Raw genomic sequence first — 12,275 nt, forward strand, 5'->3', positions numbered from 1 at the left:
AACTTTGCAGGAGAGCGTGCATTAGTTCCGCCTCGGGCCGAGAGGCATCCGCACAGCGACGTCCGCCCCGGCCCGCCCATGCCCGCCGCAACGAACGGACCACGACACCGGTCAATCGCCGGCCGACTCCAGCACGGCGACCGGTGCAGCCTCGACGCGGTTGCGTCCGCGGTCCTTGGCCTGGTAGAGCGCCTGGTCGGCTTCGCGAAGCAGGTCCTCGATGCCGCCGCCGTCGCGGGGATGGCGGCATGCGACGCCCACGCTGACGGTCACGCCCGCAGGCAGTGCCCAGCCGGCATCGCGCGAGGCATCGATCACGCCCTGGCGCACCCGCTCGGCCACCTGCATCGCGTCGCGCAACGGGGTGGCCGGCAGCACGATGGCGAACTCCTCACCGCCCGGCCGCGCCGCCAGATCCTGCTCGCTGCGGCAGGCGTGGGCCAGCGCCGAGGCCACCGCCTGCAGGCAGCGGTCGCCTGCACCGTGGCCGTGGGCGTCGTTGTAGAGCTTGAAGCGGTCGACGTCGACGGACAGCAGGGCCACGGGCATGTCCTCGCGCAACGCACGCGCCCACACGGTGCCCAGCCATTCCATGTAGCTGCGTCGGTTGGCCAGGCCCGTGAGCGGATCGGCCCGGCTGAGCAGTTCGAGTTCGAAGTTGGCCTGCTCGAGCGCATGGCTGCGCGTGGCCAGGTCCTGCGCCAGGCGTTCGTTGTCCAGCGAGACGCGCAGCGCGTCGACATAGATGCGGCCCATGCGCCGCGCCACGGCAAGCTGGGCAAGGCAGAGCACCACCGATGCCACGGAGAGCACATGCGCGAAGCCCGGCCGCGCGATCAGCACCGCCACCGCCAGCGAACCGAGGATGGGCACCTGGAAAGCCGCATGGGTCTGCCAGTACGCCATGTTGGTCATGGTCATGGCCACCGCGCCCAACGCCGTGCCGACCACGACCGGCACCTCGTCGGCTTCGCCGTGGACCAGCATCCAGCCCAGGCCGATGCCCCAGGCCAGGCCGGTCAGGGCCATGAGCACCAGCGAGGCCCACACCCAGCGCAGGCCGGCATCGCCCCGTCGGCGGCTGCGCCGGTACGCCAGGCGCAGCCCCATGCGGGCGAAGATGGGCAGGCAGGAGGCGACCAGCCAGCCCATGACCAGCGCATGCCGGTCGGGCCGCCAGAAGACGCTGGCGAGCATGGCGGCGCCCGCCAGGCCCATGAAGCCGGAGACGGGCACGGTGTCGTAGAGCGCCTCGACGCGGCGGCGTCGCAGGATCGGATCGGCGTCGTTCAAGGAGAAGGCACGAGGGAAGGTACGCCCCTCACTGTAGACGCGAAGCGGTGCGCAGGGCCATGCGCTGGGGCAGGCTCTGCGCCGGCACCGCCACGCCGCCCGCGCGCTGCGCGGCCTTCACGTCCGGCCCGCGCACCGGCGGCGCCATCGGCTGCTGGACCACGGCCCGCGCCGGCGGACCGGCGGGCACGGCAGGCGCGCCCTGTTGCGTCATGCCCAGGCCGTCCGGCCCCAGCAGCGAGCGCGCGGGGCCGCCCACGATCTCGTCCACCCAGGGACTGACGCCGTCGGGCTCCACGCGCAGCTCGCCGGTGGCCCGGGCCAGCCGGAACTCGGTGACGCGCAGGTCGAACACGGCATCGATGTAGTCCAGCAGCAGGTTGTTGTGGTCGAGCTGCGCATCGAGCACGTTGGGCAGCGTCTCACGGCCGAACTCCAGCAGCCGGCTGCGCCCCCGGAAGGCCTCGCCCGACTCGGACACGGCCTCGCGCAGCTGCTGCTCGCGCTCGCGGCCGCTGGCGGTGCGGCCCCAGGCCGAGGCGGTGAGCTCCAGCAGGTTGCGGCGCACGCCGTCGAGCTTGGCCTCCTGCGTCTGTACCTCGGCCAGCGCCGACTTGACGCGCAGCTGGCGGTCGAAGCCGCTGCCGAAGTTCCAGTTGAGCTCCAGCGCGGCGCGCGTGGGCTCGGAGGTGGTCACGCCGCGCGGGTCCTTGGTCTTGACCACCACGGCATCCACCGTGGGCCAGACGCTGGCCTCCTGCTGCTCGACCAGCTCCCGCGCGCGTGCCACGCGCTCCTGGGCTTCGGTCAGCTCCGTGCTGCGCGATTCGGCGCGGGCGATGGCCTCCTGTTGCGAGGCGATCTGCCAGGCCGGCGGCGTGCGCAGCAGCGGCAGGCGCGCCGGGTCGGGCACGAAGCGGAAGTAGCTGTCGAACTTGGCGATGGCCTCGGCCAGCTGGGCATCGAAGTCCGCCTCGCGCGCGGCGATGCCGGCGCGGCGGGCGCTGGCCATGCGCAGGTCGTTCTGGCCGGCGCCCCCCAGGGCGACGCGGCGCTCCTCGCTCCTGGCCAGGTCCTGCACGATGCGGGTGGAGCGGCGGGCCACCTCGCGTTTGAGGTCGAAGCGCTGCACCTGCATGTAGGCCGTCAGGGCGTCGAGCACGACCTTCTGCGAGGTGGTCTTGACGGCCTCGCTCTGGGCCCGGCTGCCGGCCTCGGCGGCCCGCTCGCGCGCGCTCATGGCGCCGCCGTCGATCAGGCTCATGCGGGCCTCGGCGGTGAGCAGGGTGTAGGTCTCGCTGGAGGCGCCCTCGCGGCCGCTGTTGTAGGTGCCGCTGGCGGTGCCGACCTTGAAGCGCGGGTAACGCGCCTTCCTGGCCGCCTCGACCTCGAAGCCGCTGCTGGCGGCGGCGGCATCGGCGGCCAGCACTTCGGGATGCTCCAGCGCCAAGGTGCGCAGCGACTGCTTGAAGCGCTGGGTCTGGCCGGTGATGACGAGGCCCGGTGCGCCGGCCGCGGCGCCTGCAGAGGCCGGCGCGGCCGATGGCGTGGAGGCGGGCGCCACGGGCAGCGAGATGGGCACCGGCGCCGGTGTAGCGGCTGCTGCGGAGGGCGTGGGTGTCGTCGCGCTGCGCAGCGACGCTGGCGCCACCGCCGCGATGCGTTCACCGACCGGCATCGGCGCGGGTGACTCCGGCATCGACAGCCGCGTCGCCGTCAGCAGCCGCATGCCGTTCTCGTCGTACACGGCCACGGGCACGCCCTGCCGGCGGATCTGCACCTGAGCGGCGGCGGGCAGGCAGGCGAGCGCACAGGCCAGGGCGATGGCGGCGCGCGCCGGAGAGCGCAGCGGCCAGGCGGCGAGGCACTTCATGCGACGCCCTCCTGGCCGCGCATGGGCACCCTCCCCCTCTGGAGGAGGGCGGGGGTGGGGGCCTGCGGCGCTGGAAAGTGGCGGGCGGCGCTGGCCCCCATCCCTGCCTTCCCCCAGAGGGGGAAGGGGCCAGACAACCACGCGGCCGACAGCGGGCGCATCGGCGCGACCGGTCTGACGATGGCCTCTCCTCCTCGCATCCGCTCAAGGTTCACGGAACGCCTCCCGCTGCAGCTTCAGCACGGGCCGCAGGATGTACCAGATGAAGGGATCGGTGCCCACGATCAGGTCCACCTCGGCCTCCATGCCGGGCGTGATGCGGTTCTCGGGCCGGCCCACGTGCGAGGCGCTGGTGCTCACCTGCAGCCGGTAGTAGGGCGGCGCGGTGGGCAGCGTGGCGTCGCGGTCGGCGTCGGCCGCCACCAGGTCCACGCGGCCATCCACCGTGCCGTAGCGCAGGAAGTCGTAGGCCGTGATCTTCACGCGGGCCTTCTGGCCGGCATGCACGAAGCCGCGGTCGTTGGGGCTCAGGCGCGCCTCGACCATCACCTGCGCGTCGTCGGGCACCACCTCCAGGATGGCCTCGCCGGGCTTGATGACCCAGCCGGGGCTGCCACTGCGCAGGCCCTTCACGATGCCCTCGCCCGGCGCCGTGACCACCGTGCGCGAGCGCTGGTTGCGGGCGCGCTGCAGGTCCTCGTTGAGGCTGGCGAGCTGGCGCTCGACGGTGGAGAGTTCGTCGGACGCGCGGCGGCGGAAACTGCCCTCGGTCTCGGCCAGCTTGGCCTGTGCCTCGCCGATGGCGGCGCTGGCCGAGATCACGCCCTGCCTCGCCACCGCGAGTTCGGCACCGGCGACCTCGGCCTCGCGGCGCTTGTCGAGCACCTCCAGCTGGCCGATCAGCTTCTCGGCGGCCAGCTGCTCGGAGATCTCCAGCTCCTTGCGCGCCAGGGCCACGCGCTGCGTGAGGCCGGCCACCTTCGCCTGCTGCTCCATCTGCTTGCTGCGCGCGGCCTCCAGCGCGGCCTGGGCACCGGCGGCGATGCCGCGCTGCTCCAGCGAACGGGCCTGGTACGCGCCCAGCTCGCCGCGCACCACGTCGGCGTCCATGGCGGGCGGAAAGCTCTCGCGCCGCAATGGCTCGCCGCGGCTCTCGGCCGTCAGGCGCAGGCGGGCGGCCTGGGTGGCGGCCTGGCGGGCGGTCAGCTCTTCCAGGTTCAGGCCGCTGCCGCCCAGGTCGATCTCCACCAGCGGCTGGCCGGCCTTGACGCGCTCGCCCTCGCGCACGAGCACGGCACGCACGATGCCGCCTTCCAGATGCTGGATCGACTTCACGCGGTCGGACGGGATCACCTTGCCGTTGGCGACCACCACGGTCTCCATGGGAAAGGCCAGCGCCACCACGGCCAGCACGCCGATGGCGCCGCCGATGAGCCAGCGTCGGCGCCGGCCCGGACCGTCCGGCAGCGGCGCGCGGTCCTCGGCACGCAGCAGGACCTGGGGCAGATCGTTCTTCATGCGGCCACCTGTTGAAGGTCGGCGCGCTGGCTGCCGAAGAGGCGCGGCACCATCACCGCTGGCGCGCCCTGCTCCACGCCGCCATCGCCGGTGACGTGGTAGACGTTGTTGGCGGCGGCCACCATGCGCAGCGAATGGGTGACCACGATCACCGTGCGCGTGCGGGCGATGGCCACCAGCGTGTTGATGAGCTGGCGCTCGCTGTGGAAGTCGAGGTCGTTGCTGGGCTCGTCCAGCACCAGCACCGAGGGCTTGCGCAGGAAGGCCAGCGCCAGGCCCAGCTTGCGGCGCTCGCCCACCGACAGGCCGGTGCCACCCTCGCCGATGCGCGTGCGGTAGCCGGCGGGCAGGCGCGAGACGAAGTCGTGCGCGCCGGCCAGCTTGCAGGCCGCCACGATCTGCTCGTCGCTGTGGCCGGGCGCGCAGCGGCGCAGGGTCTCGATGATCTCGCCGGCGAACCAGTAGACCTCCTGCGAGAGGTAGCTGATCCACTTGGCGCGGTCGTCGCGGCCGAACTGGGCCAGGTCGTACTCGCCCAGGCTCACGGTGCCGGCGCTGGGCGCATACAGGCCGCAGATGAGCCGCACCAGCGTGGACTTGCCGGCGCCGTTGCGGCCCACCACGGCATGCAGGCCAGCCGGGCCGATGGCGAGGTCGAGCTTCTCGAACACCGGTCGGCCCTGCGCATGGAAGCGGAAGTCCACATCGCGCAGCTGCACCAGGCCGGGCGGCTGCGGCAGGTTCAGGCCGCTGGGCTCGCGCTCCACCGGCTCGGACAGCACCTTTTCGAGCCGGCTGGCCGCCTCGCCCGCCGTGGCCAGCGCGCGCCAGTTGGAGACCAGCCCGGCCACCGGCTGCAGCGCCCGCATGGCGAGCATGTTGGCCGCCACCAGGCCGCCGACGGTCATCCACTGCTCCATGACCGACAGCGCGCCCACCGTGATGACCACCGTCGAGAAGATGGTCAGCAGCACCGTCGTGCCGTCGCGGGCGGTCTCGATCTCGCCGTTCTTGCGGAAGCTCTCGCCCAGCCAGTGGTCGTAGGTCTGGCGCCAGCCCTCGATGGTGGGGCCGTCGTTGGCCTGGGTCTTGAGCGTTTCGCGCGCGGCGCAGATCTCGGCCGTCATGCGTTCGAGGTTGCGGCTGCGCTCGGTTTCCTCGACGCGGCCGGCGCGCACCTCGTCGGCCCACCACCAGGCCAGAAAGGACATCACGCCCAGAAAGACCACCACCACCGGCAGCACCGGCAGCGCCACGATGCCGATGACCACCAGCGCGAACAGCGCCATGGGCAGATCGAAGATCGATTGCGCGAGGCCGCTGCTGAGCGTCATGCGCACCGCGCCCACGTCGCGGAACAGCAGGAACCAGGCGGCGGCGGGCCGCTCCTCCAGCGCCCGCAGGGGCCGGTTGAGCATGGACTGCAGCAGGGCGCCGGAGATGCCGTGGTCGATGGTGGCGCCCGCGTCGCGCAGCAGGCGCGAGCGGCGGCTGCGCAGCACGAACTCGATGGCCAGGAAGAACAGGATGCCGCTGAACAGCGCCCACAGCGTGGAGGTGCCGCTGCGGTAGATGACCCGGTCGTACACCTGCAGCAGGAAGATCGACGGCAGCAGCCCGAACAGGCTGATCGGCACCGACCACCAGGCCGCCTGCCGCACGGCCGGATAGGCCGCGCCGAAGGCCCGGCCGAGCGCGTCGGCATGCGGGCTGGCCGGCTCATCGCCCTCGGCCGTGACCGAGGGAGCGACCAGCTGGCTGGGAAGCAGGTACTTCAGCATGGGCGGCCGTCGACGTTGAAAACCATGAACAGATTGTTACTCACTGAGGCGGACGCAGGTCAGGTTGAAGACAGAAAGCCGGGTAAACGCCGAGCCGACCCGATCAGGCCATCGCCTTGACGGCCTTGGCGAGGCGGGCCAGGCCGATGCGCGCGCCGCCCTTGGCCAGCACCCAGTCGCCCGGCGCCACGATGTCGCCGAAGGCGGCCACGAGCTCGGCGGCGTCGTTGAACCACCGCACCGGCACCAGCGGCTTCAGCCGCTGGGCCAGAGGGCCCATGAGCGGCCCACACAGCAGCACGCGGCCCGGCTGCGCAGCCAGCACCTCGGTCTGCAGCGCCAGGTGGTGGCGCTGCGACTCCGCGCCCAGGCCCTGCATCTCGCCCAGCACCGCCACCCGCTGCCGCGGCGCGCAGGGCGCCTGGGCCAGCAGGGCGAGTGCGGCCCGCATGGAGGTGGGATTGGCATCGTGCGTCTCGTCCACGAAGTGGAAGCTGCCGCCGGCGATGGGCACTTCCAGCACGGGCCCGCGCCATTCATGCCGCTCGAAGCCGCCCAGGGCCACCAGCGCCGCGCCCAGTTGCGCCTGCCATTCCAGGGCCAGCACGGTGGCCAGCACCGCGGTGGCGCCCAGGCCCACATGCGCGCCCACGGCCTGCAGCTTCATCCGCACCGGGCTGCCCACGACCTCGGCGCGCAGTTCGCCATGCCCCAGCGCCGTGAGGCGCACCTGCGCATCGCGATGGCTGCCGTGGTCGAACACGCGCAGGCCCCGCCGCGCCGCCAGCATGGCCAGGCCGTCGTAGCCCGGCATGTCGCGGCACAGCACGAGGCAGGCGTCTTCGGGCATGGCCTCGAAAAGCAGGGCCGCCTTGCGCTGCACGTCGGCTGCGGCAGGTTCGGCGGGATCGATGGCCAGCACCAGCACCTGCGGGCGCGCGACCTGCACCATGGCCGGCGCCGGGGCCTGGCCCAGCTCCAGCACCCAGGCGGCGGCCTCCTGCGGCAGGCAGCTCAGGGCCCAGGCCACGCCCAGCGGCAGGCGCTGGCGGGTCTCGGGCTCCCCCACCTCGCCCCAGGCGCCCAGTGTCTTGACCAGCATGGCGGCGGTCGTGTCGCGCGCGGCATTGCCGGCCACGGCGACCACACGGCCCGGAAACTGCGCGCGCGCCTGGGCCCCCAGGTCCAGCATGGCCTGCCGCACGTCCTCCACCCGCAGCACCGGCAGGCCGCGGTGCAGGTGCGGCGCCGGATGGGCGCACAGCACCGCCGCGGCGGGCCGCAGGCCGTCCAGCTCCAGCGGCGCCGGTGCGCGGCCGGCGCGCTCGTCGTGCAGGCACAGCAGGCGCTGCGGCTGCGCGAAGGGCCGGGTCGCCATGCCGATGGCATGCCAGCCCTCGGGCGGCGCGACCACCCAGTCACCGCCTGTGATGCGGGCCAGCTCGGCCGCCGACCAGCGCACGCCACGAGCCGCCGGCTCCGCCGCGGCGCGGCCGGCGGTCTCGCGCTCGGCCATCAGCCGGTGGTAGGCCACCATGCCCGACAGGTAGTGCTCCACGTCGTCGATGCGCACGCGGAAGGAATGGTGGCGGATGAAGAAGGACCCGACGACGGCGGAGGGCCGCCTGAAGTACATCGCCATCTCGGGCCAGAAATAGCCGTTCTGCAGGTAGTTGGCGCGGTAGTGCAGCGCGCGCTCGAACTTCTCCAGGTCGATCTCGTCCAGCAGGTGGACCAGGGCCGGGATGCCTTCGAGCCGGCGGATCATGGCCTGGGCCGCAAGCATCAACTCCAGCAGCGTGGGGAAGGTGGTCTTGCGGTCGAGCACGAAGTCCAGGTAGCCGGCCACGTTCTGGATGCCGAAACGGAAGTACTTCTCCAGCGGCCGCCAGCGGGTGAGTTCGTTGACGCTGTAGCTGAGCCAGTGGTCGTGCGCCTGCCAGTGCTGCTGGCCGATGAAGTGCTCGAAGGCACGCTCCACCACGGCGAGCCAGCGCTCGTCGCGCGTCAGCGCATACAGCCGCAGCAGGCCGAAGGCCGCCTCGCCGTCGTAGTAGATGATGCGCGAGACCTCCTTCACCGACAGGTCCTGCGCATGCAGCACATGCACGAAGCGGCCGGTAGCCGCGTCCTGCATGGCGGCGATGCCGGTGGCCAGGCGCTCCATCAGCGGGCGCCATTCGTCGGTACCCAGAACTTCGCTGTACTTGACCAGCGCCAGCAGCGCAACGGCGTTGCCCCCCAGCTTGATCTCGTCGCCCACGTCGACCAGGAAGGCGGCGGCGCGGCCATCGGCCAGCGTGTAGTCGCGCACCAGCTGCTGCGTCAGGTGCTGCAGGCCGCGGTCGATGGCCTGGCGCAGCGCCGGGTCGCGCGTGAGCTCCCAGGCCTCGGCCATGGCGTAGAGCGAGCTGGCATGACGCAGCGTGTTGTAGCTGGGGATCAGCCGGTCGAAGCAGGGGAAGTAGCCGTAGACGAAGCGGCCGTTGTCCTGCACCTGGCGGGCCAGATGCGCGGAGCCGGTGCGCACCAGCTCCAGCGCCGCGGCGGCATCGAGCGGCGGCACCTGGCGGCGGCCGGTGTCCAGGCCATGGCCAGCCAAGCGGTGCACCACGCCATCCTCCTGGCAGAAGACACCGCCCAGGGCCAGCAGGTAGACCTTGTCCTGCGGCTCGAGCGCCGGGGCCGGCTGGCCGCGGTAGCGCTGCTGCAGGTAGAGGCCCAGGTTGTGGCGGTTGATGACCGCATGCGGGATCTCGGGGCCGCCGTAGAGCAGCGCGTTGGCATTGATCTCCTGCTCGGTCAGGGCCATCGCGAAGGCGCCGTCGAAGGCCAGCCCCAGGCGGAAGTAATTGCGCTTGACCTGGCGCAGCTGCTGCTCGAACTCGCCCACCGGCAGTTCGCCCACGCCCTGCACCCAGTCCACACGCAGCCAGGGCGACTGCAGCTGCTGCCGCAGCACGAAGGCGCTGGCGCGGCGCGCACCGGCCTGCCAGGCCTCGTCGAAGCTGGCGCCCGTCGCATGCAGCACCTGCGCACGGCGCTGGCCGTCGGTGACCGAGAAGAAGAGCGTGAAGGCCGGGTACGGCGCCGGGACGGGCGCGCACATCACCGCCACCTTGTCGCGGCAGGCGGCGAGCTGGGCGGCAAAGCCGCGCTCGCCGGGCTGCCCGGGCGAGCCGGCGAGCGGCAAGACCGCCCCCCCGGCGCCCGGCCGGGCGGGGGCGCTCACGTCCTGGTCCATCGTGCGGCGCCGGTCAGCGGTAGACGAACTCGACGCGGCGGTTCAGCTGGTAGCCGGCCTCGGTCTTCTCCAGCGAGGCGGGCTTTTCCATGCCCCAGCTGATGGCCTCCATGCGCTCGTTGGGCACGCCACCCAGCTGCATGGCCTGGCGCACCGCCTCGGCGCGGCGCTGGCCGAGGGCCACGTTGTACGAACGGCCGCCGCGGGCATCGGTGTGGCCTTCAAGCACCACGCGGGCCTGCGGGCGCTCGCGCATGTAGCGCGCATGGGCCTCGACGATGGAGCGGTACTCGGGCTTCACCTCGTACTTGTCGAAGTCGAAGTACACGATGCGGGCCACGCCCGCCGGCCCCGACAGGGCCGGTGGCGGGGGCGGCGCCTGCACCGGGGCCACGGCGCTGCGGCCCTTGGGATTGGCGTAGTAGTAGGTGGTGTCTTCGCTGCCGTCCTTGGGCGCCGTGCCGCAGGCGGCCAGCAGCACGGAGACCGACAGCGCAAGGCTGAGGCGTTGGAGTGACTTCATCATGGAGGGACCTTTGGTCAACGACCGGCCCGCACGGCGGGCCGGCCACTCGACAGGGGACGACGAGGGCGCCGGACTCATCAGCCCAGCAGGTTGTGCAGCAGGCCGCCGACCGGGCTGGCCGGGCTGGGGGTGCTGCCACCGGTGCCGCTGGAGACCGGCTCGGTAACGCTGCCGAGGCCGCCGAGCAGGCCGCCCACCAGGCCGCCACTGCCGCCGCTGCCACCCAGGACATTGCCCAGCAGGCCATTGCTGCCGGCGACGGTGTCGAGCACGCCACTGACCACGCCGTGGTCGCCCGCCACCGTGTCGAGCAGACCGCCGACCACGCCGCTGCTGCCGGTGATGCCGTCCAGCAGGCCGCCGGCGGCGCCGTCGCCGCCCGTGACGCTGCCCAGCGCACCGCCGAGCACGCCGTTGTCGCCCAGCACGGCGTTCAACAGGTCGCCGGCACCGCTGGCACCGTCGGCGGCGCCCAGCACACCGCCCAGCAGGCCATCGTCACCCAGCACACTCCCCAGCAGATCGCCCCCCAGGAGTTCGCCGCCGGTCACGCCGCCCAGCAGGCCGCCGTCGCCGGCCACGGTGTCGAGCAGACCGCCCACGATGCCGGTGTCGCCAGCGATGCCGCCGAGCAGGTCGCCGCCGGTGAGCCCACCCAGCAGACCGTCCTGGCCCAGCACGCCACCGAGCAGTTCGCCGCCCAGCAGGTCACCACCAGTGACGCCACCCAGCAGGCCGTCGCTGCCGAGCACGCCGCCCAGCAGGTCGCCGCCCAACGCACCGTCGGTGATGTTCGCCACGCCGTCGGTCACGTAGTCCACCTGCTGTGTCACGCCGGAGAGGACGTCGTGCACGATGTTCGAGCCCAGCAGCCCTTCGCTCAGCGGCGAGACCAGGCCGTCCACCGCACCGGTGGCCGTGCCCACGACGTCATCCACGGGGTCCAGCACGTTCGGGTCGTTGGCCGTGAAGCTGTCGCCCAGCAGCGGCGACAGCGCACCGCTGACCGTGCCGCCGACGTTGTCCACCAGACCCGTGACCGGTGCCAGCGTGTCCGACAGGCCCAGCTCGCCCACCAGGGGCAGGCTGTCCAGGCTGGCGACGGTGTCGGAGACCACGCCCACCGCGGGGTCCAGCAGCTGGTTGCCCGTGCCACCGTCGCCCCCGCCGGTCAGGTCGCCGAGCAGGCCGTCGTTGCCCACGACGCCACCGAGCAGCTCACCCCCCAGCAGGTCACCGCCGGTGAGACCACCCAGCAGGCCGTCCTCGCCCAACACGCCACCGAGCAGATCACCACCCAACAAATCGCCACCGGCCAGGCCGCCCAGCAGGCCGTCCTCGCCCAGCACGCCGCCCAGCAGGTCGCCGCCGAGTGCACCGTCGGTGATGTTCGCCACGCCGTCGGTCACGTAGTCCACCTGCTGCGTCACGCCGGAGAAGACGTCGTGCACGATGTTCGAGCCCAGCAGCCCTTCGGTCAGCGGCGAGACCAGGCCGTCCACCGCGCCGGTGGCCGTGCCCACTACGTCATCCACGGGGTCCAGCACGTTCGGGTCGTTGGCCGTGAAGCTGTCGCCCAGCAGCGGCGACAGCGCACCGCTGACCGTGCCGCCGACGTTGTCCACCAGACCCGTGACCGGTGCCAGCGTGTCCGACAGGCCCAGCTCGCCCACCAGGGGCAGGCTGTCCAGGCTGGCGACGGTGTCGGAGACCACGCCCACCGCGGGGTCCAGCAGCTGGTTGCCCGTGCCACCGTCGCCCCCGCCGGTCAGGCCGCCAAGGAGGCCTCCCAGCAGGCCATCGTCACCCAGCACGCCACCGAGCAGATCGCCGCCCAGCAAGTCACCACCAGTGAGGCCACTCAGCAGGCCGTCTTCACCGAGAACGCCGCCGAGCAGATCGCCGCCCAGCAGGTCACCACCAGTGAGGCCACCGAGCAGGCCGTCTTCACCGAGAACGCCGCCGAGCAGGTCTCCGCCGAGGAGCTCGCCTCCCAGCAGGCCGCCCACGACGCCGTTCTCGCCGACCAGACCGCCCACC

At 72.6% G+C, this 12,275-nt stretch carries 6 protein-coding genes and 1 pseudogene; all 7 read right to left on the reverse strand.

Annotated elements, in window-relative coordinates; all coding sequences use genetic code 11:
* Nucleotides 1-111: 111 nt before the first annotated feature.
* Nucleotides 112-1,293, reverse strand: coding sequence for a diguanylate cyclase (locus KBC94_RS13465; protein ID WP_294370750.1), 1,182 nt, complete (start codon nt 1,291-1,293; stop codon nt 112-114).
* Nucleotides 1,294-1,321: 28 nt separating this feature from the next.
* Nucleotides 1,322-3,166, reverse strand: coding sequence for a TolC family protein (locus tag KBC94_RS13470; protein WP_294370752.1), 1,845 nt, complete (start codon nt 3,164-3,166; stop codon nt 1,322-1,324).
* Nucleotides 3,167-3,370: 204 nt separating this feature from the next.
* Nucleotides 3,371-4,684: an HlyD family type I secretion periplasmic adaptor subunit gene (locus tag KBC94_RS13475; protein ID WP_294370753.1), complete on the reverse strand. Its 1,314-nt coding sequence runs from the start codon at nt 4,682-4,684 to the stop codon at nt 3,371-3,373.
* Nucleotides 4,681-6,465: an ATP-binding cassette domain-containing protein gene (locus KBC94_RS13480; protein ID WP_294370755.1), complete on the reverse strand. Its 1,785-nt coding sequence runs from the start codon at nt 6,463-6,465 to the stop codon at nt 4,681-4,683. The genes KBC94_RS13475 and KBC94_RS13480 overlap by 4 nt, the downstream gene beginning before the upstream one ends.
* Nucleotides 6,466-6,568: 103 nt before the next feature.
* The gene (locus KBC94_RS13485; protein ID WP_294370757.1) at nt 6,569-9,697 is read right to left on the reverse strand and encodes a Mur ligase; all 3,129 of its coding nucleotides are present in this window, start codon (nt 9,695-9,697) and stop codon (nt 6,569-6,571) included.
* 25 nt (nt 9,698-9,722) lie between these two features.
* A complete protein-coding gene (gene pal / locus KBC94_RS13490) occupies nt 9,723-10,235 on the reverse strand; it encodes a peptidoglycan-associated lipoprotein Pal (RefSeq protein ID WP_294370760.1) in 513 nt (170 codons plus the stop codon).
* Nucleotides 10,236-10,312: 77 nt separating this feature from the next.
* Nucleotides 10,313-12,275: pseudogene (locus KBC94_RS13495) on the reverse strand (hypothetical protein); the annotation flags it as partial.

The organism is Pseudacidovorax sp. (assembly GCF_017991995.1).
Taxonomy (GTDB): Bacteria; Pseudomonadota; Gammaproteobacteria; order Burkholderiales; family Burkholderiaceae_C; genus Xenophilus.